This window comes from Streptomyces sp. NPDC058457 (assembly GCF_042720695.1).
Classification (GTDB): domain Bacteria; phylum Actinomycetota; class Actinomycetes; order Streptomycetales; family Streptomycetaceae; genus Streptomyces.
This window is the reverse complement of record NZ_JBHXLU010000021.1, coordinates 90,495-115,970: the sequence shown is the minus strand read 5'-3', so window position 1 is coordinate 115,970 and position 25,476 is coordinate 90,495. Positions and strand designations below refer to the sequence as shown.

22 protein-coding genes are annotated in these 25,476 nt (G+C 72.5%); 9 read left to right on the top strand and 13 right to left on the bottom strand.

All coding sequences use genetic code 11. The features are described 5' to 3' along the window. Positions 1 to 289 precede the first annotated feature (289 nt). The 6 genes from ACFWPS_RS19185 to ACFWPS_RS19160 all read left to right on the top strand — a co-directional run bounded on the left by ACFWPS_RS19185 (position 290) and on the right by ACFWPS_RS19160 (position 7,161). Positions 290 to 2,734 (top strand): SpoIIE family protein phosphatase, encoded by a 2,445-nt coding sequence (locus ACFWPS_RS19185; RefSeq protein ID WP_383706545.1) that lies wholly within the window; start codon positions 290 to 292, stop codon positions 2,732 to 2,734. 59 nt (positions 2,735 to 2,793) lie between these two features. Beyond that, positions 2,794 to 3,069: a hypothetical protein gene (locus ACFWPS_RS19180; RefSeq protein WP_383706543.1), complete on the top strand. Its 276-nt coding sequence runs from the start codon at positions 2,794 to 2,796 to the stop codon at positions 3,067 to 3,069. A 139-nt stretch (positions 3,070 to 3,208) separates the two neighbouring features. After that, complete coding sequence (locus ACFWPS_RS19175; RefSeq protein WP_383706541.1) at positions 3,209 to 4,276, top strand: glucose-1-phosphate thymidylyltransferase; 1,068 nt, start codon at positions 3,209 to 3,211, stop codon at positions 4,274 to 4,276. Next, positions 4,273 to 5,271, top strand: coding sequence for a dTDP-glucose 4,6-dehydratase (gene rfbB / locus ACFWPS_RS19170; RefSeq protein WP_383706539.1), 999 nt, complete (start codon positions 4,273 to 4,275; stop codon positions 5,269 to 5,271). Before ACFWPS_RS19175 ends, rfbB begins: the two co-directional genes overlap by 4 nt. Next, the gene (rfbD, locus tag ACFWPS_RS19165; RefSeq protein ID WP_383706537.1) at positions 5,271 to 6,152 is read left to right on the top strand and encodes a dTDP-4-dehydrorhamnose reductase; all 882 of its coding nucleotides are present in this window, start codon (positions 5,271 to 5,273) and stop codon (positions 6,150 to 6,152) included. The genes rfbB and rfbD overlap by 1 nt, the downstream gene beginning before the upstream one ends. A gap of 196 nt (positions 6,153 to 6,348) precedes the next feature. After that, the gene (locus tag ACFWPS_RS19160) at positions 6,349 to 7,161 is read left to right on the top strand and encodes a hypothetical protein (RefSeq protein ID WP_383706535.1); all 813 of its coding nucleotides are present in this window, start codon (positions 6,349 to 6,351) and stop codon (positions 7,159 to 7,161) included. A 51-nt stretch (positions 7,162 to 7,212) separates the two neighbouring features. On the opposite strand, the gene rfbC is transcribed toward ACFWPS_RS19160, so the two are convergent. The 5 genes from rfbC to ACFWPS_RS19135 all read right to left on the bottom strand — a co-directional run bounded on the left by rfbC (position 7,213) and on the right by ACFWPS_RS19135 (position 11,457). Next, on the bottom strand, positions 7,213 to 7,806 hold the full coding sequence (rfbC, locus tag ACFWPS_RS19155; protein WP_383706533.1) for a dTDP-4-dehydrorhamnose 3,5-epimerase: 594 nt from the start codon (positions 7,804 to 7,806) through the stop codon (positions 7,213 to 7,215). 5 nt (positions 7,807 to 7,811) lie between these two features. Next, positions 7,812 to 9,833 carry a glycosyltransferase family 2 protein gene (locus ACFWPS_RS19150; protein WP_383706531.1) on the bottom strand — a complete coding sequence of 674 codons (2,022 nt, stop codon included), beginning with the start codon at positions 9,831 to 9,833 and terminating at the stop codon, positions 7,812 to 7,814. Between the two features lie 161 nt (positions 9,834 to 9,994). Beyond that, positions 9,995 to 10,579 (bottom strand): hydrolase, encoded by a 585-nt coding sequence (locus ACFWPS_RS19145; protein ID WP_383706529.1) that lies wholly within the window; start codon positions 10,577 to 10,579, stop codon positions 9,995 to 9,997. A gap of 8 nt (positions 10,580 to 10,587) precedes the next feature. Further along, entirely contained in the window at positions 10,588 to 10,956 is a 369-nt protein-coding gene (locus tag ACFWPS_RS19140) for a hypothetical protein (protein ID WP_383706527.1), read from the bottom strand. Between the two features lie 63 nt (positions 10,957 to 11,019). Further along, positions 11,020 to 11,457 carry a MarR family winged helix-turn-helix transcriptional regulator gene (locus ACFWPS_RS19135; RefSeq protein WP_383706525.1) on the bottom strand — a complete coding sequence of 146 codons (438 nt, stop codon included), beginning with the start codon at positions 11,455 to 11,457 and terminating at the stop codon, positions 11,020 to 11,022. 96 nt (positions 11,458 to 11,553) lie between these two features. Here ACFWPS_RS19135 and ACFWPS_RS19130 point away from each other — a divergent pair, with 96 nt between their 5' ends. Continuing rightward, positions 11,554 to 12,066 (top strand): metallophosphoesterase family protein, encoded by a 513-nt coding sequence (locus ACFWPS_RS19130; protein ID WP_383706523.1) that lies wholly within the window; start codon positions 11,554 to 11,556, stop codon positions 12,064 to 12,066. Positions 12,067 to 12,095: 29 nt separating this feature from the next. Here the strand turns inward: ACFWPS_RS19130 and ACFWPS_RS19125 are convergent, their stop codons facing one another. The 8 genes from ACFWPS_RS19125 to ACFWPS_RS19090 all read right to left on the bottom strand — a co-directional run bounded on the left by ACFWPS_RS19125 (position 12,096) and on the right by ACFWPS_RS19090 (position 21,264). Further along, the gene (locus tag ACFWPS_RS19125; RefSeq protein WP_383706521.1) at positions 12,096 to 13,550 is read right to left on the bottom strand and encodes a hypothetical protein; all 1,455 of its coding nucleotides are present in this window, start codon (positions 13,548 to 13,550) and stop codon (positions 12,096 to 12,098) included. Positions 13,551 to 13,671: 121 nt separating this feature from the next. Further along, positions 13,672 to 14,316 carry an SRPBCC family protein gene (locus tag ACFWPS_RS19120; protein WP_383706519.1) on the bottom strand — a complete coding sequence of 215 codons (645 nt, stop codon included), beginning with the start codon at positions 14,314 to 14,316 and terminating at the stop codon, positions 13,672 to 13,674. Between the two features lie 19 nt (positions 14,317 to 14,335). Further along, complete coding sequence (locus tag ACFWPS_RS19115) at positions 14,336 to 15,442, bottom strand: XdhC family protein (protein WP_383706517.1); 1,107 nt, start codon at positions 15,440 to 15,442, stop codon at positions 14,336 to 14,338. After that, a complete protein-coding gene (locus tag ACFWPS_RS19110; RefSeq protein ID WP_383706515.1) occupies positions 15,435 to 16,607 on the bottom strand; it encodes a VWA domain-containing protein in 1,173 nt (390 codons plus the stop codon). The genes ACFWPS_RS19115 and ACFWPS_RS19110 overlap by 8 nt, the downstream gene beginning before the upstream one ends. A 6-nt stretch (positions 16,608 to 16,613) precedes the next feature. Beyond that, positions 16,614 to 17,489, bottom strand: coding sequence for an AAA family ATPase (locus ACFWPS_RS19105; RefSeq protein WP_383706513.1), 876 nt, complete (start codon positions 17,487 to 17,489; stop codon positions 16,614 to 16,616). Between the two features lie 15 nt (positions 17,490 to 17,504). Further along, entirely contained in the window at positions 17,505 to 18,359 is an 855-nt protein-coding gene (locus ACFWPS_RS19100; RefSeq protein WP_383706511.1) for an FAD binding domain-containing protein, read from the bottom strand. After that, complete coding sequence (locus ACFWPS_RS19095; RefSeq protein WP_383706509.1) at positions 18,356 to 20,719, bottom strand: xanthine dehydrogenase family protein molybdopterin-binding subunit; 2,364 nt, start codon at positions 20,717 to 20,719, stop codon at positions 18,356 to 18,358. Before ACFWPS_RS19095 ends, ACFWPS_RS19100 begins: the two co-directional genes overlap by 4 nt. Beyond that, entirely contained in the window at positions 20,716 to 21,264 is a 549-nt protein-coding gene (locus tag ACFWPS_RS19090; RefSeq protein ID WP_383706507.1) for a (2Fe-2S)-binding protein, read from the bottom strand. Before ACFWPS_RS19090 ends, ACFWPS_RS19095 begins: the two co-directional genes overlap by 4 nt. 254 nt (positions 21,265 to 21,518) lie before the next feature. On the opposite strand from ACFWPS_RS19090, the gene ACFWPS_RS19085 reads away from it, so the two are divergent. Beyond that, on the top strand, positions 21,519 to 23,507 hold the full coding sequence (locus ACFWPS_RS19085; RefSeq protein WP_383706505.1) for a GTP-binding protein: 1,989 nt from the start codon (positions 21,519 to 21,521) through the stop codon (positions 23,505 to 23,507). Between the two features lie 67 nt (positions 23,508 to 23,574). Continuing rightward, positions 23,575 to 25,431 carry a cellulase family glycosylhydrolase gene (locus tag ACFWPS_RS19080; RefSeq protein ID WP_383706503.1) on the top strand — a complete coding sequence of 619 codons (1,857 nt, stop codon included), beginning with the start codon at positions 23,575 to 23,577 and terminating at the stop codon, positions 25,429 to 25,431. The last annotated feature ends 45 nt before the right edge of the window (positions 25,432 to 25,476 follow it).

Sequence of the window (25,476 nt, the reverse complement as noted above, 5' to 3'; positions counted from 1 at the left end):
CAGGCGTACGGGCGCCGGGTGCGTGTCCCCCTGACGGCGGCACCGCGCCGTGGAGCGGCCCGGCCCGGGGGAGCCGCCGTTCGCGGCGGCGCGGCGCGCGGCGCCCCCGGGGCACCGGCAGTACCGGACGCGGCCCGGTCGCGGACAGTCGTGTCCGGCGCGAGACCGCCGTGCGGAGTGCTCGGGGGCAGGACATGTTCGGTGCGTTTCGGGCGCACTCGCCCACCCCGCTCTCCACGGAACAGTCACAGGGGCTGCGCAGACGCCTCATAAGCGCTGTAATGGCGGCGTGGTCAGTGAGGGCGCTGCGGTACGCGGAACGAGAACTGATCGCGCCGAAATCGCCCTCGAAACGCTCACTGGCGATTCCGGCGCACCCGATCGGCTCCGTCGCGTTCTCGAGCAGGCACTGGTGTTCGCCGGCGCGGCCTTCGCCGGGGTGTACACGCCGGGCGACGACGGCACCGTGCTGCGTCTCGCCGAGTCGGCGGGCCTGCCCCGCACCCTGTACGGACTGCGCGACGCCTACCCGGCCATCGGGCGGTCGCCGGTGGCCGAGGCGTACGGCAGCGGGCGGCCCGTCTGGCTCGGCCCCGACGAGCTGGCCGACTGCCCGGAGGCGCGGCGGACCCCGTCCCAGGAGTTCTGGCTCGCCGCCCTGCCGGTGCCCGGCGCCGCCGGACTCCTAGTCGCCGTCGGCGAACGGGACGACGGATTCGGCCCCGAGGACCGCGCCTGCCTGGAGCTGGTCGCCGACGCGATCGCCCTGCCCGCCCCGCTCCCCACGGCCACGGACACCGGCGAACTGCCCGCCGACGCCTTCAGCCTCGCCATGGACACCGGCCGGATCGCCGTCGGCGACGGCATCCTCGACCTCTTCCGGATGGGCCGGGACGAGTTCGACGGCAAGGTCGAGACGCTGCTGGGCCGTACCGTGCCCGAGGACCTGCCCGCCCTGATGTCCGTCGTCGAGGCCGACCACATGTCCATCGGCGACCGCGAGCTGGAGTTCCGGATCCTGCAGCCCTCCGGCCCGCCCAAGTGGCTGCGGCTGCGCGGCCGGCTGGTCCCCGGCGGCGAGGGGCGCCCGGCCCGCCTGGCCGGCACCGTCGCCGACGCCTCCACACTCCGCTCGGACGTCACCGATGTGACCCGCGTGCAGCAGCTGGCCGCCGCCCTGGCCACCGCCGGCACCGTCAAGGACGTCAGCCAGGCCGTCGTCACCGCCCTGCGCGCGCCGCTCAAGGCGGACCGGATCGCCTTGGCCGAACTGGAGAACGACCGCCTGGTCGTCATCGTCCTCGACCCGCCCGAAGCCGAGTGCTGGCCCGAACTCTGGCGCAGCGAGTGGCGCACCGAATGGCCCGACGCACCCGTGCGCGCCATGCCCACCCTCGCCACCGCCCTGCGCGAGGGCCGGGCCCAGATCTGGCCCGCGGCGGCCGCCCTGGAACCCGCGCTCGCCGAGGTCGGCCCCGGCGGCCTCGCCATCCTTCCGCTGCCCGCCGCCGGCCGGATGGCCGGCGCCTGCCTGATCGGCTGGGACAGTCCGCACGACTTCGGCCCCGACGAACGCGCCCTGCTCACCGCCTCCGCCGGCCTCGCCGGCGAGGCCCTGATGCGGGCCCACTCCTTCGACGCCGAGCACGAACTCGTCGGGATGCTCCAGCGCGCCCTGCTGCCGCGCCGGCTGCCCGGTCTGCCCGGCGGCGAGGCCGTCGCCCGCTACCTGCCCACCACCGTGGGCCTGGAGGTCGGCGGCGACTGGTACGACGTGATCCCGCTGTCCGACAACCACGTCGCCCTCGTCATCGGCGACGTCCAGGGCCACAACGCGAGCGCCGCCGCCCTCATGGGCCAGATGCGCACCGCCCTGCGCGCCTACGCCGCCGAGGGCCACACCCCCGACGTCGTCGTCTCGCACGCCAACCGGCTCCTCCTGGACATGGAGAGCGACCTCTTCGCCACCTGCTGCTACGTCGACGTCGACATGGAGGACGGCACCGCCTGGTGTGTGCGCGCCGGACACCTGCCGCCCGTCCTGCGCGACCCGGACGGCACCACGCGGATCACCGAGACCGAGGGCGGCCCCCCGCTCGGCGTGCTCGACCAGACCGAGTTCCCGATGACCCAGCTCAGCCTGAGCCCCGGCAGCCTGCTCGCGCTCACCACCGACGGCATGGTCGAGTCGCCCGACGCCGACATCGACGACGGCATGGAGCGCTTCGCCCGCGACCTCGCCGCCGCCGACCCCGCCCACCTGGGCCTGGCCGCCGACGCCCTGCTCGGCAACGCGCACCGCGCAGACGACGTCGCCCTGCTGGTGATGCGCTACGACGGCATGGCCGTCCGCCCGCTGCGCGAGAGCTGGACGGTGTGGCGGGTCCCGGAGGCCGCCCGGCACGCCCGCCGCTTCAGCCGCCGTGTGCTGCGCTCCTGGGGCATCACCGACGATGCGATGGACGCCGCCCTGCTGGTGGTCTCCGAACTCGTCACCAACGCGCTCATCCACACCGACGGACCGGTCCGGCTCGACCTGACCCTGGTCGACCACCGGCTGCGGATCGCCGTGGCCGACGCCTCTCCGCGCAGTCCGGTGAAGCCCACCAACATCGGCTGGGAGGCCACAGGCGGGCGCGGCATCCTCCTGGTGGAGGCCATGTCGGCGGCCTGGGGGACCGTGCCGGCCAGCGGCGGCAAGCAGGTGTGGGCGGATCTCGTCCTGGAGGACTGAACCCCGTCGGGCCCGCTCTCGACAGGCGGCGCGGGCCGACCCTCCTTAGTGTCCTTGACGTGGCACACACCTTCGAAGAACTCGTGGCGAAGCACCGCGCGGCCGACGCGGCCCACGACAAGGTCCTGGAACTGCGGGACGCCTACGGGCCACCGGCCCGGCAGCAGCCGGGCGGCGCCCAGTCGGCGACCTACGAGACCGCCCTGCGCGCCTGGCGCGACCTGGCCCGCGACGAACTGACCGCGGTGAACGACTACGCCCGCGACGAGGGCCGGTCGAGGGCCGAGGTCGAGGCGGCGGTGGAACGCGCGGCGGCTCGGCCGGAGGGTTCCTGAACCACGGGACAAACCGGGCTGGATGCCGCTCGCGGGCACCTCGCGGTCACGTGGCATCCGCACCAGGGCCATACTGTCGTAACCCATCAGGAAAACAGAAGAACGTCTCAATCGGATGTTCACCTATAAGGTGTAGCGAATGAAGGCTTTGGTGCTCTCCGGCGGTGCCGGAACCCGGCTGCGGCCGATCACCCACACATCGGCGAAACAACTCGTACCGGTGGCGAACAAACCCGTGCTGTTCTACGGGCTCGAATCCCTTGCCGCCGCGGGCGTCACCGAGGTCGGGATGATCGTCGGCGACACCGCCGCCGAGATCGAGGAGGCGGTCGGCGACGGGTCGAAGTTCGGCCTGGACGTCACCTACATCCCCCAGGAGCGCCCGCTGGGCCTGGCGCACGCCGTGCTGATCGCACGCGAGTTCCTCGGCGACGACGACTTCGTCATGTACCTCGGCGACAACTTCATCGTCGGCGGCATCAGCGGACTGGTCGACGAGTTCCGCGAGACCCGCCCCGACGCCCAGATCCTCCTCACCCACGTGCCCAACCCGCGGGCCTTCGGTGTCGCCGAGCTCGACGCCGACGGCCAGGTGGTCGGCCTGGAGGAGAAGCCGCAGGAGCCCAAGAGCGACCTGGCCCTGGTCGGCGTCTACCTGTTCACGCCCGCCATCCACGACGCCGTACGCGCCATCAAGCCGTCCTGGCGCGGCGAGCTGGAGATCACCCACGCCATCCAGCACCTCATCGACCAGCGCGCCGACGTGCGCTCCACGGTGATCAAGGGCTACTGGAAGGACACCGGCAACGTCGTCGACATGCTGGAGGTCAACCGGACCGTCCTGGAGGCCCAGGAGCCGCGCATCGACGGCGAGGTCGACGAGGCCAGCCAGATCGTCGGCCGCGTGGTCGTCGAGGCCGGTGCGCGCGTCACCAACTCCCGGATCGTCGGCCCGGCCGTGATCGGCGCCGGAACCGTCGTCGGCGACTCCTACGTGGGTCCCTTCACGTCGATCGCCGAGAACTGCCGGATCACCCACAGTGAGCTGGAGTTCTCCATAGTGCTGCGGGACTCCTCCATCGACGGGGTGGGCAGGATCGAGTCCTCGCTGATCGGCCGGCATGTCGAGGTGACTCCGGCAACCGGCACCCCCAGCGCCCACCGCCTCGTTCTCGGAGACCACAGCAAGGTGCAGATCCGTTCATGAATCTCCTCGTCACCGGCGCCGCCGGCTTCATCGGCTCCACGTACGTCCGCGGCCTGCTCGCCGCCGACACGCCCGACGCGCCGCACATCACCGTGCTGGACAAGCTCACCTACGCGGGCACGCTGACGAACCTGCCCGCGTCGCACCCCCGGCTGACCTTCGTGCAGGGCGACATCTGCGACGCCGAGCTGGTCGACAAGCTCATGGCCGAGGCCGACCAGGTCGTGCACTTCGCGGCCGAGTCGCACGTCGACCGCTCCATCGACGGCGCCGGCGCGTTCGTCCGCACCAACGTGGTCGGCACCCAGACCCTCCTCGACGCGGCCCTGCGGCACGGCGTCGGCCCCTTCGTGCACGTCTCCACCGACGAGGTGTACGGCTCCATCGAGACCGGCTCCTGGCCCGAGAGCCACCCGCTCCAGCCGAACTCGCCGTACTCCGCCTCCAAGGCCTCCTCGGACCTGCTCGCGCTGGCCTTCCACCGCACCCACGGCCTGGACGTCCGCGTCACCCGCTGCTCCAACAACTACGGGCCGCACCAGTTCCCCGAGAAGGTCATCCCGCTCTTCGTGAGCAACCTCCTCGACGGCAAGAACGTCCCGCTCTACGGCGACGGCAGCAACGTCCGCGACTGGCTGCACGTCGAGGACCACTGCCAGGGCATCGACCTGGTCCGCACCGGCGGCCGGGCCGGTGAGGTCTACAACATCGGCGGCGGCACCGAGCTCAGCAACAAGGAGCTCACCGGGCTGCTCCTGGAAGCCTGCGGCGCCGACTGGGACCGCGTCGACCGCGTCGCCGACCGCAAGGGCCACGACCAGCGCTACTCCGTCGACTGGAGCAAGATCCACGACGAGCTGGGCTACACCCCCAAGCACGACTTCACCTCCGGCCTCGCCGACACCGTCGCCTGGTACCGCGACAACCGGGACTGGTGGGAGCCGCTCAAGGAGCGCGCCGCCCTGGAGTCCCGCAAGGAGCAGGAGAAGCGCTGATGAAGTGGCTCGTCGCCGGAGCGGGCGGCATGCTCGGCCACGACGTGACCGAGGAACTCGCCCGCCGGGGTGAAGCGGTGGTGGCCCTCGGCCGCGCCGATCTCGACATCACCAGCGCCGACTCGGTGGCCTCGGCACTCGCCGGGCACCGGCCGGACCTGGTGGTGAACTGCGCCGCGTACACGGCCGTCGACGACGCCGAGACCGACGAGGAGCGGGCCCTGCTGATCAACGGCGAGGGTCCGCGGCTGCTGGCCCGTGCCGCCGCCCGGCACGGCGCCCGCCTCGTCCACGTCTCGACGGACTACGTCTTCGACGGCGAGGCCCGTACCAGCCCGTACCCCGAGGACCACCCGACGGCCCCGCGCACCGCCTACGGACGGACCAAGCTCGCGGGCGAGCGGGCCGTCCTGGCGGAGCTGCCGGGCGCGAGCGCGGTGGTCCGCACGGCGTGGCTGTACGGCACGCACGGGAAGAACTTCGTGCGCACGATGATCGAGCTGGAGTCCCGCCGGGACACCCTCGACGTCGTCGACGACCAGCGCGGCCAGCCCACCTGGAGCGCCGACCTGGCCGCCCGGATCGCCGACCTCGGCCCCCGCCTCGGCCGGGACGGGCGCGCGCACGGCGTCTTCCACGGCACCAATTCCGGTGCGGCCACCTGGTGCGAGCTGGCCCGGGAGGTGTTCCGCCTGCTCGGCGCCGACCCCGAGCGGGTGCGCCCCACCACCAGCGCGGCGTTCGTCCGCCCGGCACCCCGCCCCGCCTACAGCGCCCTCGGGCACGACCGGTGGGCCGAGGCCGGTCTGGAACCGCTGCGGGACTGGCGGCAGGCCCTCGCGGAGGGGCTGCCGCTCATCCGCAAGGAGATGTCCGCATAAGGCACCTCGCAGCAACGCGCCGCAGGGCGGCCGACGGCTCACCGAGCATGTCGGCCGCCCTGCGGCGTATGGAAATACCGGAGCCCGCCGGTCTTTTTCACGAGCCGTCGTGTTCGCCCCTTGTGGAGTGCCCCACGTCACTACGATGATGCTTTGAATGTCTTGTGGGTCGGGTGTGGAAAGGATTTGTCCCGCGATGTCGATGCGAGCGACCGTGAAGTCCGTACTGGGTGAGAAGAATGTGCGGGTCCTGCGACGACTGAAGCGGCGGCTGTCCGCCCGGCCGGCCCAGCCGGCCAAGCCGACAGGGCTGGACGCGATCTCCGGCGATCTCAACAAACTCGCCCAGCACTTCAAGACGGACAAGTGGGGAATACACCGCTACACCCAGCACTACCAGCGCCACCTCGAACACCTGAGGGGCGAGTCCTTCAACCTGCTGGAAATCGGCATCGGCGGCTACAACAGGCCAGGTCAGGGCGGCGCTTCCCTGCGGATGTGGAAGCAGTTCTTCCCGAAGGCGCAGATTTTCGGAATGGACATCCAGGACAAGTCATTTGTCGACGAGGACCGCATCACGACGTTCATCGGTGACCAGTCCGACCCGTCGTCCCTGAACTCGATCGCCGACAAGATCGGTGAGCTGGACGTCATCATCGACGACGGAAGCCACCGCAGTCCGCATGTGCTCACGACCTTCGCCACGCTCTTCCCGCGTCTCAAGGACGGTGGCATCTACATCGTCGAGGACACGCAGTCGTCGTACTGGCCCGAATGGCAGGGCAGTGAGGACCTCGATGCCGCGCACACCAGTATGGGGATGCTGAAGCGGCTGACGGACGGGCTGAATTACGAGGAATTCGTGACCGAGAACTACCAGCCGACGTACACGGACCTCAATATCGTCGGCGTGCACTTCTATCACAACCTGGTGATCATCGAAAAAGGCCGGAATGCCGAGGGAAGCAACAAGCGGAGCGCGCTGAAGCAGCGCTACGCGAAGTCCTGACGCCGCACCGACCACCGGGGAGCCGGGCCACCGCCCGGCTCCCCCACGCGGTCAGCCGCGCAACTGCTCGTAGTAGGCCACGCAGTCCGCGTACGACGGCAGCAGCCCGGACGCCGCCGCCTCGGCCAGCGACGGCGCCTCGGCGTCCTTCTCCGACAGCACCGGCTCCAGGCCCTCGGGCCACTCGATGCCCAGGGCGGCGTCGAGCGGGTTGATCCCGTGCTCACGGCCGGGCGCGTACCCGGCCGAGCACAGGTACACCACGGTCGCGTCGTCGGTCAGCGCCATGAACGCGTGGCCGAGGCCCTCCGACAGGAACACGGCGTGCCGGTTCTCGTCGTCCAGCCGGACCGCCTCCCAGCGGCCGAAGGCGGGGGAGCCGACCCGGATGTCCACGATCACGTCCAGCACGGCCCCGCGCACGCACTTGACGTACTTGGACTGGCTCGGCGGCACGTCGGCGAAGTGGATGCCACGCAGCACACCACGCCGGGAGACCGAGCAGTTGGCCTGCGCGAGGTCGAGGTCGTAGCCGAGGGCCTCGCGGAACTCCCCGGCCCTGAACCACTCGTGGAAGCTGCCCCGGTCGTCGGGGAAGACCTTGGGTTCCTGGACCCAGGCGCCTTCGATGCTCAGCGGTCGCACGGTTCTTACTTGCCTTCCTGTCGTGCGGGCTTCCGGCCCCTGCCCAGAGCCCTGACCAGCGCGCGCCGCACCGGCAGCGGGAGCTTGCGGGCGAGGCGGCGGGCGACGCCCGGCCGGGGCTTCGGCCGGGGCGCGGCGGCGGCCTTGGGTTTCTTCGCGGCCGGCTTGGCGACCTTCAGGCCCTCGGGGGAGTTGCGGACGACGAGCGGCAGCGTGAAGAAGCGCGGCTCGGCGGCGTCCGCGACCAGGCACAGGGCGATCCGCCAACTGCCCTGCTGCAGCGACCGCACCGGCAGCGGGGCGTCCAGCACGGCGTGGCCGCCCTCGGCGGGCGACAGCGTGGCCGGCACCTCCAGCACCTCGGCGGCGGGCTTCGGACCGGTCAGCCGGACCGCCGCCTTCACGTCGCCGGTGACGTGGAACGGCAGCACGGCGCGCAGCCGGTCGCCGGCCACGGTGAAGTCCTCGGGCCGGAACTCGCCGAAGCCGAGCCGCTTGCCCGCCTGGTCGACGTCCAGGGCGAAGTTGTTCTTGACCGTCCAGTACGGCAGCACCCGGTGGCCGCCGACGACGCCCGGGACGGGCAGCGCGGGGAGCGGCTCCCGGGACACCGGGAACAGCCGGTGCTCGCGCGTCCAGCCGCCGATCGTCAGGCGCACGAACGCGTCCCACAGCCCGGGCGGCAGCGGAGTACCGCTGGCGGCGGTGGCCGGGTCCACGGTGGCGGTGGCCTTGACGACCAGGCGGACGCGGTCCGGCTCGCCCTCGACGGGGAGGGTCTCGCGGGTGATCTCGATCGGCTGGAAGAACTGGGCGTGCGTCTCGCGCTCGCGCATCATCAGGTCGACCCTGGCCCTCGCGAAGCGGGCGGCGGTGCCGCGCTCCAGCCGTGCGATCGCGTCCGCGGCCGTGGCGGCCGGGCCCTCGGGCTCGGCGCCCGAGGTGTCGGCCGGGTAGGTCTTGGGCGCACCGTCGGCGGCGTACTCGGCGCTGAACTCGATCTTCAGGGCGTCGCCGTCCCAGGTGACGCTCTGCGCGGCCGTCGAGGGGGCGATGGCCGCCTCCCACTCGGCGACGGCGAGCACGTCCTCGTAGCGGCCGGCGCCGGCCAGCTCGGTGACCACCCGGTGGGCAGGCTCGAGGAGGGCGAACACAGAGGGGCCCATGCGCTCGGCGATCACCTTGTGGATCTCGTCGAAGAGCTCCCTGCGGTAGTCGTCCGGCAGCTTCAGGAACCGGTTGCCGCGCAGCCGCTCGCCCATCTCGCTGCGCAGCCAGCGGCGGAACATCAGGTCGCGCCGGTGGCCGGGCTCGGTGTAGCGCTCGACGACGTCGAGGGCCTCACGGAGGTTCGCGAAGTAGCCGACCGGGTCGAAGCGCTGGAAGCCGGCGTTGGAGGCGTCGTCCCGCTTGAGGTGGTAGTAGCAGACATAGTCGCCGAGCACGGAGATGTTCGACGCGCGCAGGTACGCCTCGGCGACGAAGACGTGGTCCTCCAGCCGCCTGCGGCCCTCGGGGAAGCGCAGCCCGATACGGTCCAGGAAGGACCGGCGCAGCATCTTGTGCGGGGTCAGACTGTCCATCAGCGGGGCGTTCTCGACGGTGGCCCGCGGGTGGTTGCGGCGGAACAGCTCCACCGGCACCGGGCGGCCCTTGCCCGCCATCTTGCCGATGACCAGGTCGGCCTCGTTCTCGACGCCGTAGTCGTACATCCGCTCCAGGGCCTCGTCGCCCAGGAAGTCGTCGTTGTCGACGAACATCACGAACTCGCCCTTGGACGCGGCGATGCCCACGTTGCGGGGCTTGCCGGACCAGCCGGACGGCTCCTGGTGGATGACGTGCACGTGCGGGTGCTCGGCCGCGACGGCGTCGAGCCGGGCCGGTGTCTCGTCGCTGGACCCGTCGTCCACGAAGATCACTTCGTACTCGTCACGCGGCAGTGACTGCCGCAACAACGAGGCGATGCAGTCCTCGATATAGGGCCCCGGGTTGTACACAGGGACGACAACACTGACTTTGACCGGCATCCGGTTTCCTAGCCCCCTGGATAAAGCCGCCCATTTGCCTGGACGGCACCTACTTGTGGCCGAATGCTAACCCGGCCCTGTCCAGGGGATGGTCCCGCCTCTGGGTAAGACCGGGTTGTGAAGCGTCATCCGTGCGTCAAAAGGACTGTTCCGGAGCGGTCTCAGCCGTGGGTCTCGGCGAGCAGCTCCAGGACCTCGGCCGTGCTGCCGGATTCGCCGAGCCGCGGGAAGATCCGCTCGACGCTGTTGTGGTGCGCGTCGGCGTCGGCGTCGGCCATGGCGTCCGTGGCGAGCGTCACGTGGTAGCCGTGCGCGTAGGCGTCGCGGGCGGTGGACTCCACGCCGATGCTGGTGGCGATGCCGGCCAGCACGATCTGGGTGACGCCCCGGCGGCGCAGCTGGACGTCCAGGCCGGTGCCGTGGAAGGCGCTCCAGTTGTGCTTGGTGACGTGGATGTCGCCGTCGCGGCCGGCGAGCTCGTCGACGACGACGTCCCAGCCCTCCGGGAACGCGAGGCCGCGCGCCTGGCGCTCGGTGCGGCCCGGGACGGCGTCGGCGAAGTCGGCGGCGAAGGAGACCCGGACCAGGACCACGGGCAGGTCCCGGTCGCGGAAGGCGTCGGCGAGCTCCACCGTGCGGGCCACCACCTCGGGGCCGGTGTGCGGCTGGGTGGGCATGGCCACGATGCCCTGCTGGAGGTCGATGACGACAAGGGCGGTGCGCGGGTCGAGCGTGCTCAGAGACATGGGGTGGATCAGGCCTTTCGGGGGGCTTGACTGGGTTGGGGGGTGAGCCGGGCCAGGGAGCGGTCCGGCAGGGTGATCGCCAGCAGCAGTGCCGAGCCGGCGAGCATGAACAGGGCCAGGCCGTGCAGCCCGCCCGTGTCGGCGCGGTGCGGGTAGAACGCCGCGGTGGCGGCGGAGGCGCCCAGCGCGCCGAGGCGCATGAAGGTGTGCAGCAGTCCGGCGGCGGAGCCGATCCGCTCCGGGTCGGCCTGCCGGTACAACGCGGTCTGCGCGGCGAGCCTCACGGCCACGGTCTGGGCGGACACGGCGAGCGCGGTCAGCACCCCGGCCGGGCTGTCCTGCCCGGCGCGCTCGGCCTCGATGCGGGTCAGCCGCATCGCCGTCGAATCCGGCGGGGGCCGGGCGGGTGTCCTCGCGGCCGCCCGCGGTGAGCCTCGGTATCACGGGCGCGACAGCCGTTCCAGCAGCTCGATCGCGGTGAGGAGGGCCCGGCGCTCGTCCTCGGTGTACCGGTCCTGGAAGGCGCGGGCCAGCCACTCGTCGCGCGCCTGCCGGTTGCCCTCGACACGTGCCTGGCCGGCCTCGGTCAGGGTGACCAGCTGGCGGCGGCCGTCGGTCGGGTCGGGGCTGCGGCGGATCAGCCCCTGCTGGTCGAGCGCGGCCAGGGTGGCCGCCATCGACTGCGGGCGCACCCCTTCGGCGGAGGCCAGCGCACTGGCCGTGGCCGCGCCGTGCTTCGACACCAGGGTGAGGGCCGACTCCTGCGACGGGGTGAGGTCCGCGTCCTGGGCGACCTCCCGGATACGGCGGCGCATCCTGCTGAACATCACGCGCAGGTCGCGCGCCGCGCGGGTCGCGGACTCGGAGATCTCTGCCATGCGCCCACCGTAGAACCGTCAGCTGAAACTGTCCAGTCGAGACTGTTGAGTCTGGACTGAAGATCTCGACGGGGTTCCCTGGCCTACGCTGGCCGGGTGCGCCTGCTCCTCACCTCCGACACGCATCTCCCGCTGCGTGCCAAGCGGCTCCCGGACCAGCTCCTCGCCGAGCTCCCGCGCGCGGACGTCGTCCTGCACGCCGGCGACTGGGTCGACGAGGCCACCCTCGACCTGCTGGAGAGCCGCAGCCGCCGCCTCATCGGGGTGTACGGCAACAACGACGGCCCCGGCCTGCGCGCCCGGCTCCCCGAGGTGGCCTGTGCGAGCCTGGGCGGGCTGCGCTTCGGGGTGGTCCACGAGACCGGCCCCGCCCAGGGCCGCGAGGCCCGCTGCGCCGCCCGCTTCCCGGACCTGGACGTCCTGGTCTTCGGGCACAGCCACATCCCGTGGGACACCACGGTCCCGGGCGGCCTGCGGCTGCTCAACCCCGGTTCCCCGACCGACCGCCGCCGTCAGCCGCACTGCACCTACCTCACCGCGGCCGTCGCCGACGGCGTGCTCACCGAGGTGACGCTGCACCGGCTGCCGCCGCGCCTGCCGACGCCGTGACAGGACGCACGGACGATCTCCCGGGACCGTCAGGGTGCGATCCCGACCCCGTCGATCCTGCTCCACCGCTTCTCCTGCGCCGCCGTCATGGCCGGCCAGCGCAGCCCGCCCGGCCGCGGCCGGACCCGGGAGGCGTAGGAGGCGGGGTGGAAGTCCGGGTCGTAGAAGCAGCCCGTGGCGTAGGTCCGGTCGAACGCGGCGCAGGAGCCCGCGATGGTCCCGGGCGTCGGCTTCCGGCCCGTGCGCACCCAACCGTCCAGTGCCGCGATCGAGTCGGCGTACTCCGCGTCGCTCAGCGCGCTGTGCTCGGACTCGTGGGTGAACGTCTGCACGAGGTACCGGTCGCGGTGCGCGCCGCGCAGGGTGGCCCGGTAGGCCGCCTCGTGCTCCACGAACGCCGTCGGATCGTCGATCGCGTGCAGCGTGAGCACCGGGATCGACACCTTGCCGGTGAGATCACTGTCGTAGGACAGGTCGCGTACCGCCGTCGGATCGGCGGTGAACCGCTCGACCCCGGCGTTGAGCGCCTCGTCGTCGTGCGACCCCGAGTACCGGACACCCTCGTTCGAGAACGGGTTACGGCCGCCGAGCCGGTCGTGCACGATGTCCCGGAACGTGAAGACCGCGAACCGCAGATGGGACTCCAGGGTGCGCTCGGGGACGCCGGTGACGGCGAGGATGTCGTCGAGGTTGCGCTGCTGGCGGGCGGTGCGCTCCTGCGGGGCCGAGGCGTAGCCCGTGCACTCCTGGAGCCGGGCGCGCAGTCCGGCCGTCGTCAGCGTCGAGTCCGCGCGCAGTCCCTGCCACAGCGGGTACTGGGGTTCCTCCGGCCGGGGCATGTTGCGGCAGTAGTACTGGTAGACGACGCGGAGGTCGACGCGGTAGTCGTAACCCCGGGACCCGCCGCCGAGGACACCGCTGGTCAGCAGCGCCCCGTCGTACGCGCCGCCCCGCCTGCCGTACACCTCGACGACCTTGGCGGCGACGTCCCCGCCCCAGGACTGGCCGTGCACATAAGTCCGCCGCGGCTTCCCGAAGTTCGCGACGAACAGCCGGCGCACGTTCTCCGTGTCCTCGGCGGCCATGCGGGTGCCGTAGCCGCCCCTGCGGTACGACGAACCCGCCCAGGCGTAGCCCTCCTTCACCATCACCGACCAGCGGGCCAGGTCGTCGACGCTGCGCGCCGGGTCCGAGCCGGTGCCGAGGTCGGGCCCGCCGTGGGCGTGTACGACCAGGGAGCCGTTCCAGTGCTCGGGGACGGCGACGGCGTAGTAGGCGCCGTTGGCGTCCTGGCCGGTGTAACAGGCGGCCCTGCCGTCGAGTTCCGCCGGGCAGGAGACGGCGGCCGGCGGTGGTGTCCCCGCCTGTGCGGAAGGGGCGCCGGCGAAGGCGGCGGCGAGGACCGCCGTCAGCGAGGCGAGCAGTCCGGTACGCCGGCTACGGCTCGTCCGGCGGACCCGTGCGGGGGTTCTCGACCTGTCCAAGGCGCGGCTCCCTGTCCTCGTCGGCGCTTCTTCGCGCCGTCCGCGGCGATGCTAGGGAGCGGGCCGGGACCGGAACCATGGCCCGGGCGTTGTGTTCATAGTGTTCGACGGACGGAACACGTCATCGGTGGCCGGCGCGGTGGCGCCGGCACCGGCGCAGCCGTGCCGCCGCCACCGTGAGCACGGCCAGCACGGCGGCCACCGCCGCGGCCCGCTTGGCCACCGGCACCCCGGCCGTACGCAGCAGGTCGAGCGGCTGTGCCGGTACGGCGTCCCCGAACTCCTCGTCCAGCGGCTCCCCTTCGCCGTCGGAGCCGGGCGGCCGCTCGGCCAGCCGGGCCGCGAGGCACTCCGCGAACCGCCCCACCAGCCGGTCGCCGACCTCCGACAGCACCCCGCGCCCGAACTGCGCGGGGCGGCCGGTCACCGTGAGGTCGGTGCGCACCGACACCGCCGTACCGCCGTCGTGTTCGGCGAGCGTCGCGGTGACCGTCGCCCGGGCCGTGCCCTGCCCACGGGTCTCCCGGCCGCTCGCCACCAGCACCATCCGGTGCACCGCCGGGTCCTGCTCCTCGAAGACCGCCGTACCCCGGTAGGTCACGGTGACCGGGCCGACCCTGACCTTCACCGAGCCGGTCACCGTCCTGCCGTCGTAGTCCTCGACCACCGCGCCCGGCAGGCACGGCGCGACCCGCTCGATGTCGAGGAGCGCCTGCCAGGCCTCGTCGACCGGGACGGGCACGGTGAACTCGTGGTGCAGTTCCATGACTCACTCCTCCTGGCGGTCAGCGGACGGCTGGTGCGTGGATGGCGCCGCTGGTCGTGGTCAGCGGCGCGCCGCTGCCGCCCCAGCGCAGGGCCACGATCTCGGCGGCGACGGACACGGCGACCTCCTCGGGGGTACGGGCGCCGAGATCGAGGCCCAGCGGCGAGCGCAGCCGGGACAGTTCGGCCTCGGTGAGACCGGCCCCGGCCAGCCGTGCCCGCCGCTCCTCGTGGGTCCTGCGGCTGCCCATCGCCCCGATGTAGGCGGCCGGCCGGCGCAGCGCCTCCTCCAGCAGCGGTACGTCGAACTTCGGGTCGTGGGTGAGGACGCAGATCACCGTGCGGTCGTCGGTGTCCGTGCCGCTCAGGTAGCGGTGCGGCCAGTCGACGACGACCTCCACGGCGGCCGGGAAGCGTTTCGGGGTGGCGAAGACCGGGCGGGCGTCGCACACGGTCACCCGGTAGCCGAGGAAGTCGCCGATGCGGGCCACCGCCGCGGCGTAGTCGATGGCGCCGAACACCAGCATCCGGGGCGGCGGCGCGAACGACTGGAGGAACACGGTGACCGCGTCCTCACGGCGCTCGCCGTGCGGGCCGTAATGTCTCAGGACCGAGGCGCCGAGCGCGAGTTCACCGCGTGCGTCCGCGGCGACGGCGACGTCCAGGCCGCTCGCGCCGAGCGTGCCGGCCGCCCGGTCCGGCCAGACGGCGAGCGTGGCCCCCTGCGGTGCGGGTCCGTCCACCACGGTGGCCACGGTCACCGGCTCGCCCTCCGCGACGGACGCGGCGACCGCGCCGAACGCCGGGTCGGAGCCGGCGGTCACCGGCCTGACCAGCAGGGTGATCTCGCCGCCGCAGGTCAGCCCGACCGCGAACGCGTCCTCGTCGCTGTAGCCGAAGGTCTGGAGCCGGGGCTCGCCGGTCGCGACGACCTCCTGCGCCAGCTCGAAGACGGCGCCCTCGACGCAGCCGCCGGACACGCTGCCCACCACCTCGTCGTCCGGCCCCACGGCCATCGCCGCACCGGGTCCGCGCGGCGCGCTGCGGCTGACCGCGACCACCGTGGCGAGGCCGAACGGGATCCCGGCCGCATGCCAGCCGGCCAGCGTCGGCAGAATCTCACGCACCGTCCGCTCCCTTCCCCGGCGCGGTACCGGCCCGCGCCCCGCGCACCACCGCCGCGAGCCGCTCAAGGGCTGCCAGGCTGTGCCCCGCCACGAAGGCGTCGACGCTGGGCAGCGCCGCCGCCATCCCGGCCGCCAGCGGCGCGTAACCGGGCCGCGCCTTGCGCGGGTTCGCCCAGACCACCTGGTGCGCCAGGCCGTGCAGCCGGCGCATCTGCTGCCCGAGCAGCTCGGGATCGCCGCGCTCCCAGCCGTCCGAGAGCAGGACGACGATCGCGCCCCGTGCCATGCCGCGCTGCCCCCACCGGTTCAGGAACTCGCGGAGCAGCTCGCCGAGTCGGGTGCCGCCGCGCCAGTCCGGCACGGCCGCCGCGACCTCCGCCATCGCCAGATCGGGGTCCCGGTGCGACAGTTCGCGGGTCACCCGGGTCAGCCGGGTGCCGACGGTGAACACCTCCGTGCGGCCCGCGCGCACCGCCGCGTGCGCGAACCGCAGCAGCGCGTCGGCGTACGGCCCCATCGAACCGCTCACGTCGACGAGCAGCACCACCCGGCGCGGCCGCGGCACCCGCGCGTGCCGCCGCAGCAGGGCAGGCTCCCCGCCGCGCCGCAGCAACTCCCGTACCGTGCGGCGCGGATCGACCTCCCCGCGCCGGGCGGGCCGGCGCCGCGCAGAGCGCCTGGTCTGTCCCTCCAGTGTGAACGCGGCCAGCAGACGCCGTAGTTGGGCCCGTTCGGCGGGGTCCAGCTCGGTGACGTCGCGATGCCGCAGCACCTCGGCGGAGCTGGCGAGGACGGCCGTGGGCGGACCCGGCGGCTCGCTCTCGCCACGGGTACGGCGTGCCCCGGCCGTCTCCCGCACGACGAGCCGCAGCCGCGGCGAGGGGGCGGTGCGCACCGGCTGCCGGGCGGGTGCGCCGGCCGCTCCGAAGTACGCGGCGAACACCCTCTCGTACCGCTCCAGGTCGTCATGGCCGCCGCACAGCGTCGCCCGGCCCGCCCAGTACACGTCCGAGCGCAGCCCCGGCCGCAGCGCGGCCACGGCGCGCAGGAACGCGTACCCGCGCTCGGCGCTCGCCTCCACCCCCGCCGCCCGCAACGCCCGTACGAAACCGAGCAGTACGGCATCCGCCGGCACCCCGGCCGTCCTCGGTGGCGCCGCGTCCATGCCCGCTCACCCGCCCCGGGCCGCGAGGACCGCCGAGAGGTCGAGCCCTCGCGCCCGCTCGGTGTCCTCCCGGTACTTCAGCACCGAACCCAGCGTCGCCACGGCCAGTTCCGCGTCCACCTCGCTCGCCCCCAGCGCGTCCAGCGCCTCCGCCCAGTCCAGCGTCTCGGCCACCCCGGGCGGCTTGACCAGGTCCGTGCCGCGCAGCGCCTGCACCAGCGCGGTGACCTGCTCGGCCAGCCGGGCCGACACCTGCGGCAACCGGCTGCGCACGATGGCCAGTTCGCGGGCGAAGGACGGGTGGTCGAACCAGTGGTAGAGGCACCGCCGCTTCAGCGCGTCGTGCACCTCGCGGGTCCGGTTCGAGGTCAGGACCACCACCGGCGGCACCTCGGCCCGCAGCGTGCCCAGCTCGGGGATGGTGACCGAGTACTCGGACAGCAGCTCGAGGAGGAACGCCTCGAACTCGTCGTCGGCCCGGTCGATCTCGTCGACCAGCAGGACCGACGGATGCTGCTGGAGCGCCAGCAGCAGCGGCCGGGCGATCAGGAAGCGCCGGTCGTACAGCTCGCTCTCCAGTCGGTCCGCGTCCTGCACGCCCGCCGCCTCGGCGGCTCTCAGGTGCAGCAGCTGGCGCGGGAAGTCCCAGTCGTACAGGGCCTGGGAGGCGTCGATGCCCTCGTGGCACTGGAGCCGGATCAGCGGTGCGTCCAGCGCCTCGGCGAGGGCGGCGGCGAGCGCGGTCTTGCCCACGCCGGCGTCACCCTCGCAGAACAGCGGCCGGTGCAGTCTCAGGGCCAGGAAGCAGGTGACGGACAGCCCCTCGTCGACGAGGTACCCCGTCTCCGCCAGGCGGGCCCCCACCTGCTCCGGGTCGTCCATCGGGGGAATCGGCGCTCACCCCGTTCCGCCGGCGGCCAGCACGGCCCGCCTGGTCAGCACCCGTGCGAGGTGCTCCCGGTAGTCGGGCGAGGCCGACAGGTCCCGGGCCGGCCGGGTGCCCTCGGCGGCGGCCTCGGCGGCCCGGGCCACGGCCCCCGGGCCGTCGGCACCGGACAGCGCCTGTTCGGCCGCGGTGGCCCGCAGCGGGGTGGAGCCCATGTTGGTGAGCCCGATGCGTGCCTCGGCGATGTGCCCGTCGGCGCGCCGCACCAGCGCGGCGACCCCGACGATCGCCCAGGCCTGCGCGACCCGCTGGAACTTCTCGTAGTGGAAGCCCCAGCCGTCGGTCTTCGGGACCCGCACCTCCACCAGCAGTTCGTCGGGCGCGAGCGCCGACTGCAGGTAGTCCACGAAGAACTCCCGGGCCGGGATCACGCGCCGGCCGCCCGGTCCGGCGACGACCAGTTCGGCGTCGAGGGCGAGCGCCACGGCGGGCAGGTCCCCGGCCGGGTCGGCGTGTGCGAGCGAGCCGCCGAGGGTGCCCCGGTGCCGTACGGCGGGGTCGGCCACCGTGGCCGTGGCCTCCGCCAGCAACCCGGCATGCCGCCGTACCAGCGGGTCGCGGATGACGTCGTGGTGGGTGGTGAGCGCGCCGATGACGAGGGTGTCGCCGTCCTCGCGCACCCCGCGCAGCTCCGGGATCCGGCCGACGTCGACGACCAGCTCCGGGAAGGCCAGCCGCAGCCGCAGCAGCGGCAGCAGGCTCTGCCCGCCGGCCAGCACCTTCGCCTCCTCGCCCGCGTCGGCGAGCGTGCGCACCGCCTCACCGACGCTCGTCGGACGGGCGTACTCGAATGCCGGGGGAATCATGCCGACGCCTCCTTCACCGCTCGCCACACCCGCTCGGGGGTGCACGGCATCCGTACGTCCGTCACGCCCAGCGGACGCAGCGCGTCCACCACGGCGTTGACCACCGCGGGCGTCGACGCGATCGTCCCGGCCTCGCCGACCCCCTTGACCCCCATGGCGTTCGAGGCCGCCGGGGTCTCCGTCCGGTCGGTGACGAAGTCCGGCAGGTCGGCCGCCGACGGCACGAGGTAGTCGGCCATGGTCCCGGAGACGAGGTTGCCCTCGTCGTCGTAGACGGCCTCCTCGTACAGCGCCTGCGCGATGCCCTGCGCGAGACCGCCGTGCACCTGGCCCTCGACGATCATCGGGTTGACGACATGGCCGACGTCGTCCACGCAGACGTACGACCTGATCCGGGTCCGCCCGGTCTCCGTGTCGACCTCGACCGCGCACAGGTGGGTGCCGTGCGGGTAGGAGAAGTTCTCCGGGTCGACCACCGTCTCGGCGTTGATGGACGGTTCGACGCCGTCGGGCAGGTCGTGGCCGGTGAACGTCTCGAAGGCGATCTCCTGGATGGTCTTCCGCGCCTCCGGCGATCCCTTCACGGCGAACACGCCGTCCGCGAACTCCAGGTCCTGCTCGCTGGCCTCCAGCAGGTGCGCGGCGACCTTGCGTGCCTTCTCGACCACCTTCACCGCCGCCCGGTGCACGGCCTCGCCGCCCACGGCCAGCGACCGCGAACCGTAGGTGTCCATGCCCTGCGGGGCCGCCCTGGTGTCGCCGTGCACCACCTCGACGTCGTCGAACGGCACGCCCAGCACGTCGGCCGCGATCTGGCTCCAGCAGGTCTCGTGCCCCTGCCCGTGCGGACTGGTGCCGGTCACCACCTCGACCTTGCCGGTGGGCAGCATGCGGATGCTCGCCGCCTCCCAGCCGCCGGCCGCGTACCTGAGGTCGCGCAGCACCCGGCTCGGCGCCAGCCCGCACATCTCGGTGTACGTCGACACGCCGATGCCGAGGCGCACCGTGTCGCCGCGTTCGTTGCGCTTCTGCTGCTCGGCGCGCAGGCCGTCGTACCCGAACAGGGCGAGGGCCTTCTCGGTGGCCGCCTCGTAGTTGCCGGTGTCGTAGGTCAGCCCGGCGATCGAGGTGTACGGGAACTCCTCGTGCCGGATCCAGTTCCGGCGCCGCAACTCCACGGGATCCAGGCCGAGTTCGGCGGCCAGCTCATCCATGATCCGCTCGATGGCGAAGGTCGCCTCGGGGCGTCCGGCGCCGCGGTAGGCGTCGGTGGGGGTGCGGGTGGTGAAGACACCGGTGCAGGTGAACTCGTACGCGTCCATCTTGTAGATCGCCGGGTACATGAAGGCGCCGAGGATCGGGATGCCCGGGGTGACCAGCATCAGGTAGGCGCCCATGTCGGCGATCAGGTCCACCTTCAGGCCGAGCAGCCTGCCCTCGCGGGTGGCGGCGACCTCGATGTCCTGGATCATGCCGCGGCCGTGGTGGGTGGCGAGGTAGCCCTCGGAACGCGACTCCGTCCACTTCACCGGGCGGCCGAGCCGGCGGGCCACGGCGAGCGCGAGGGCCTCCTCGCCGTACACCTGGAGCTTGGAGCCGAAGCCGCCGCCCACGTCCGGGGCGATCACCCGGAGCTTGTGCTCGGGGATCCCGGTGACGGTGGCCAGCATGATCCGCAGGATGTGCGGGATCTGGGTCGCCGAGTAGACCGTGTACTCGCCGGAGGCGGCGATCGGCGTGACCACGACCGCGCGCGGCTCCATGGCGTTCGGGATCAGCCGCTGCTGGTGGTAGCGGCGCTTGAGGGTCACCTCGGCGCGCTGCCGTACGGCCTCGAAGCTCTCGCCGGTGGCGAGCGGCCAGGTGTAGCAGCGGTTGGTGCCCTTGTCGGAGTGGACCAGCGGGGCGTCCTCGGCCAGCGCGGCCTCCAGGTCGAGGACCGGGGGCAGCGGGTCGTAGTCGACCTCGATCGCCTCCAGCGCGTCGGCGGCGGCGTACCGGTCGCGGGCCACCACCACGGCCACCGGGTCGCCGGCGTGGCGGACCTCGTCCACGGCGACCGGAGGGTGGTCCGGCAGCACCATGTCCTCGGTCACCGGCCAGGCACAGGGCAGCGAGCCCAGGCCCTCGGCGAGGTCCGCGCCGGTGAACGCGGCGACGACACCGGGGCGTTCGAGGGCGGGGGAGACGTCGACGCGGGTGAGGCGGGCGTGCGCCATCGGGCTGCGCAGGACGGCCAGGTGGAGCAGCCCGGCGACCTGGATGTTGTCGGTCCAGCTGGTCTGGCCGGTGATCAGCCGGGCGTCCTCCTTGCGCAGCCGGGAGCGGCCGATCTCGTGTTCGACGGCCTGGTCGGTCATGCCGTGACCTCCTCGCCGACCGGGCGCCCGGAGGCGTCCGGCTTCCCGTTCTGCTGTCCGTGCCGCTGTCGGTCCTGCTCTCCGTCCGGTTGTCCGGCGGCGGCGAGCACCGCGCGGACGATGTTCTGGTAGCCGGTGCACCGGCACAGGTTGCCCTCCAGGGCCTCCCGGACCTCGTCGGAGGACGGGCGCGGGTTCTCCCGCAGCAGATCCCGGGCCGCCATGATCATCCCGGGGGTGCAGTAGCCGCACTGCAGCCCGTGCCGCTCGTGGAACGCCCGCTGCAACGCCGTCCACTCCCCGTTCTCGGCCAGCCCCTGGACGGTGGTCACCGTGCAGCCGTCCGCCTGGACGGCCAGCACCGAGCAGCTCTTGACGGTCGCCCCGTCCAGGTCGACCGTGCAGGCACCGCAGTTCGAGGTGTCGCAGCCGATCGGGGTGCCGGTCAGGCCGAGACGGTCGCGCAGGTAGTGGGCCAGCAGCAGACGGGGTGCCACCTCGTCCTCGTAGCGCGTGCCGTCCACCGTCACCTTGATGTGGGTCATGCGGCCTCCAGACCGTGCGCGGGAACGGGGGAGATATTCAGTCAAACGGCGTGATGTAGGTCACTCTAGAACCGCGCCGAAGGGGTGGCGAGCGCTGGGACCGGGCTTTTGTTGAGCGTTAATCCATTGCCGTCGCCGGGGCCGCCCTGCTGCACTCTCCTCACCCGACGTCACCGAGAGAGGACCCCCGATGCGCGCTGCGTGCATGTCCACCGAGGAAGGAATCCCACCCATGCCGAAGGACATCACGCCCAGTGCATCTGCTCAATCTCGGAATTCTCGCCCATGTCGACGCAGGTAAGACCAGCCTGACCGAACGGCTGCTGCACACCGCCGGCGTCATCGACGAGCTCGGCAGTGTCGACGACGGCAGTACCACGACCGACTCGCTCGCCCTGGAGCGGCAGCGCGGCATCACCATCAAGTCCGCCGTCGTGTCGTTCCCCCTCGACGGCGTCACCGTCAACCTCATCGACACCCCGGGGCACCCCGACTTCATCGCCGAGGTGGAGCGGGTTCTCGGTGTGCTGGACGGTGCGGTCCTTGTCGTCTCGGCCGTGGAGGGCGTCCAGGCGCAGACCCGCGTCCTGATGCGGACCCTGCGGCGGCTGCGCATCCCCACGCTGGTCTTCGTGAACAAGATCGACCGGCGGGGCGCCCGCGACGACGCCGTGCTCGCCCAGCTGGCCCGCAGGCTCGCCGTGCCGCTCGTCCCCATGGGCCGGGCCGCCGCGCTCGGTACCCGCGCCGCCCGCTTCCTGCCCGGCCTCGGCCCGGCCGCGCTGGACACGCTCGCCGACCGGGACGACGCGTTGCTCGCCGCCTACCTCGACGGCGGTGTGCCCGACGTCCGGCTGCGCGCCGCCCTCGCCGACCAGACCCGGCGGTCCCTGGTCCACCCGGTGTACTTCGGCTCCGCCGTCACGGGCGCCGGGGTACCCGACCTGATCGCCGGCATCGAGCGGCTGCTCCCGGCCGCCGCCGGCGACCCGGCCGGGCCCCTGTCGGCCACCGTCTTCAAGGTGGAACGGGGTCCGGCGGGCGAGAAGATCGCGTACGCGCGCCTCTTCTCCGGGACCCTCGGGGTCCGTGACCGGGTCCTGTTCGGGGACGGCCGCGCCGCGCAGGAGGGCAGACCGGAGGGCCGGGTCACCGCGCTCAGCGTGTTCGAGCGCGGTACGGACCGCCGGCAGGAGCGTGCCGGTGCCGGGCGGATCGTCAAGGCGTGGGGGCTCGGCGGCATCCGGATCGGTGATGCGCTCGGCGCGCCCGGCCGGGCGTACGTGCACCACTTCGCGCCCCCGACCCTGGAGACCGTCGTGGTCCCCGGGCCGGGCACCGACCGCCGTTCCCTGCATCTCGCCCTCACCCAGCTCGCCGAGCAGGATCCGCTGATCGACGTGCGGCACGACGAGGTGCGGCAGGAGACCTCCGTCTCCCTCTACGGCGAGGTGCAGAAGGAGGTGATCCAGGCGACCCTCGCCGACGAGTACGGCCTGGACGTGGCCTTCCGGGAGACGACGACCATCTGCGTCGAACGGCTCACCGGCACGGCGGGCGCCGTCGAGTTCAACAAGAAGGACGGCAACCCCTTCCTCGCGACGGTCGGCCTGCGGGTGGAACCGGCCCCGCCGGGTACGGGCGTCGGCTTCCGTCTGGAGGTGGAGCTGGGCTCGATGCCGTACGCCTTCTTCAAGGCCGTCGAGGACACCGTGCGCGAGACCCTCGGCCAGGGTCTGCACGGCTGGCGCATCCCGGACTGCTCGGTGACCATGACCCACTCCGGCTACTCGCCCCGGCAGAGCCATGCCCACCAGGGCTTCGACAAGAGCATGTCGAGCACCGGCTACGACTTCCGCGGACTGACCCCGCTGGTCCTGACCGAGGCGCTGCGGCGGGCCGGCACCCGGGTGCACGAGCCGATGCACCGCTTCCGCCTGGAGGCCCCCGCGGACACGCTGGGCGCGCTGCTGCCGGTGCTCGCCGGGCTCGGTGCGGTACCGCAGCGGACCGGGACCGAGGGGATGCTCGCGGTCCTGGAGGGCGCGGTGCCCGCGGCGCAGGTGCACGGACTGGAGCAACGGCTGCCGGGGCTGACCCGTGGCGAGGGCGAGCTGGAGACCGCCTTCGACCACTACGCGCCGGTGCGGCGGGGCCCCGTCCCGGAGCGGCCGCGCACCGACCACAACCCGCTGAGCCGCAAGGAGTACCTGTTGAACGTGACCGGTCGAGTGGCCGGCTGAGGGAACGGGTACTCAACTTACTCGTGAGTCAGAAGTATTGACTGTGTCCGGAAATCACCCGACTGTAATGGACATGACGAATATCCGGGCACGACTGATCGTTGTCCTGGTTGTCCTCTGCGGATTCCTCGCGGTGGCGGGCGCCCCGTCCGCCACCGCAGCCACCCCGTCCGACTCCCTCTGGTTCGACGGCACCGCGCTCACCGTGCAGAACGGCCGTTTCGTCGACGGCCAGGGCCGTGAGGTCGTGCTGCGCGGCTACAACGTCTCCGGCGAGACCAAGCTGGAGGAGAACAGCGGCCTGCCCTTCGCCTCGGTCGCCGACGCGAAGAAGTCCGCCACCGCGCTGCGCGCCCTCGGCGGCGGCAACGCCGTGCGCTTCCTGCTCTCCTGGGCGCACGCCGAACCCGTCCAGGGCCAGGTCGACACCGCCTACCTGGCCGCCGCGACCGCGCAGATGCAGGCGTTCCTCGACGCCGGCATCCGGGTCTTCCCCGACTTCCACCAGGACCTGTACTCCCGCTACCTGTTCAACTCGGGCAGCTGGTACACCGGCGACGGCGCGCCCAAGTGGGCGGTGGCGCTGGGGAACTACCCTGCCGAGTCCTGTGGCATCTGCCTGTTCTGGGGCCAGAACATCACCCAGAACTCGGCTGTCCAGAAGGCCCAGTACGACTTCTGGCACAACAACTACGGCCTCCAGGACGCCTTCCTGGCCACCGCCCAGACCACCATGACCTACCTGGCCCAGCACCTGACGTCCGACGAGTTCGCGGGCGTGGTCGGCTTCGACCCGTACAACGAGCCGTACGCCGGCTCCTACGACTCCGGCGAGGCCTCCCGCACCTGGGAGCAGAACCGGCTGTGGCCCTTCTACCAGAAGTTCCGCGCCCGGATGGACGCGGCCGGCTGGAGCAGCAAGCCCGCCCTCGTCGAACCGAACCTCTACTGGAACGGCAACGTCACCAAGGAGGAGGGCGGACTGCTCGACGCGGGCACGCTCGGCTCGCGGTACGTGTTCAACACCCACTTCTACGACCAGAAGGCCATCTCCGGCATCCTGATGTGGGGCAACGCCGCCGACGGCCAGTACAGCACCGACTTCGGCACCATCCGGGACCGGGCGTCGGCCGCCGGGACCACCGCGATCGTCAGCGAGTTCGGGCATCCGCTGTCCGGCACCACCTCCGGCAAGGCGCCCACCGTCGACAAGGCGATGTACCAGGCCCTCGACTCCCGTCTCTCCGGCGCGAACTGGTGGTCCACACCGGCCTCCTCCGGTCCGGTCCTCTCCGGTACCCAGTGGCAGTGGGACATCTACAACGGCCGTCACCACGAACTCATGAACGACAACGCCAGCAAGGTCCTCACCTCCGGTGACGCCTGGAACGACGAGGACCTCTCGGCCGTCAACATGACCGACTCCGGTACCGTCACGCTCCGTCAGGACGCCCGGCTGCTCGACCGGATCTACCCGGGCGCCACCTCCGGCTCCACCCTCGCCTTCACCTACGAGGACCGCTCCCGGGACGGCTCCACGACCCTGACCTGGAACCCGGTGCCCAGCTCGCTGCCGAACGTGGCCGCGCTGGTCGGCTCCGGCCAGTACGCCGTCCAGGTCTGGCGCTCCGGCAGCGCCACCGCACCGACCGAACTCCACCTCCCGGCCTCCTTCGCGAGCGCGTCCACCACCGTCGTCTCCGACCTGGGCACGGCCTACGGGCCGCCGTCGTACACGTCCTCGACCCCGGTCGGCGTGGCGGCGGAACCGGGTGGGACGGGCAGCCGCCGACTGCTGCTCACCGACTCGGACTCCGGCGTGCTGCACTTCGCGCTGGTGACCAACGGGGCGACCGCACCGAGCTCCACCCTGCTGAACGCGGCCAAGGCGGAACTGGCCGCCTGGGTGGCGGCGAAGTTCTGAGCAGTGCTTCGGCCTCCGGGGTGCCGCGCACCCCGGAGGCCGATG

Coding starts and splice junctions, on each gene's coding strand:
- ACFWPS_RS19100 (WP_383706511.1), bottom strand. CDS start 18,359: ATGATTCCCCCGGCATTCGAGTACGCCCGTCCGACGAGCGTCGGTGAG.
- ACFWPS_RS19140 (WP_383706527.1), bottom strand. CDS start 10,956: ATGCGGCTGACCCGCATCGAGGCCGAGCGCGCCGGGCAGGACAGCCCG.
- rfbB (WP_383706539.1), top strand. CDS start 4,273: ATGAATCTCCTCGTCACCGGCGCCGCCGGCTTCATCGGCTCCACGTAC.
- ACFWPS_RS19120 (WP_383706519.1), bottom strand. CDS start 14,316: ATGGAACTGCACCACGAGTTCACCGTGCCCGTCCCGGTCGACGAGGCC.
- ACFWPS_RS19135 (WP_383706525.1), bottom strand. CDS start 11,457: ATGGCAGAGATCTCCGAGTCCGCGACCCGCGCGGCGCGCGACCTGCGC.
- ACFWPS_RS19110 (WP_383706515.1), bottom strand. CDS start 16,607: ATGGACGCGGCGCCACCGAGGACGGCCGGGGTGCCGGCGGATGCCGTA.
- ACFWPS_RS19080 (WP_383706503.1), top strand. CDS start 23,575: ATGGACATGACGAATATCCGGGCACGACTGATCGTTGTCCTGGTTGTC.
- rfbD (WP_383706537.1), top strand. CDS start 5,271: ATGAAGTGGCTCGTCGCCGGAGCGGGCGGCATGCTCGGCCACGACGTG.
- ACFWPS_RS19145 (WP_383706529.1), bottom strand. CDS start 10,579: ATGTCTCTGAGCACGCTCGACCCGCGCACCGCCCTTGTCGTCATCGAC.
- ACFWPS_RS19090 (WP_383706507.1), bottom strand. CDS start 21,264: ATGACCCACATCAAGGTGACGGTGGACGGCACGCGCTACGAGGACGAG.
- ACFWPS_RS19095 (WP_383706509.1), bottom strand. CDS start 20,719: ATGACCGACCAGGCCGTCGAACACGAGATCGGCCGCTCCCGGCTGCGC.
- ACFWPS_RS19160 (WP_383706535.1), top strand. CDS start 6,349: ATGTCGATGCGAGCGACCGTGAAGTCCGTACTGGGTGAGAAGAATGTG.
- ACFWPS_RS19175 (WP_383706541.1), top strand. CDS start 3,209: ATGAAGGCTTTGGTGCTCTCCGGCGGTGCCGGAACCCGGCTGCGGCCG.
- ACFWPS_RS19105 (WP_383706513.1), bottom strand. CDS start 17,489: ATGGACGACCCGGAGCAGGTGGGGGCCCGCCTGGCGGAGACGGGGTAC.
- ACFWPS_RS19150 (WP_383706531.1), bottom strand. CDS start 9,833: ATGCCGGTCAAAGTCAGTGTTGTCGTCCCTGTGTACAACCCGGGGCCC.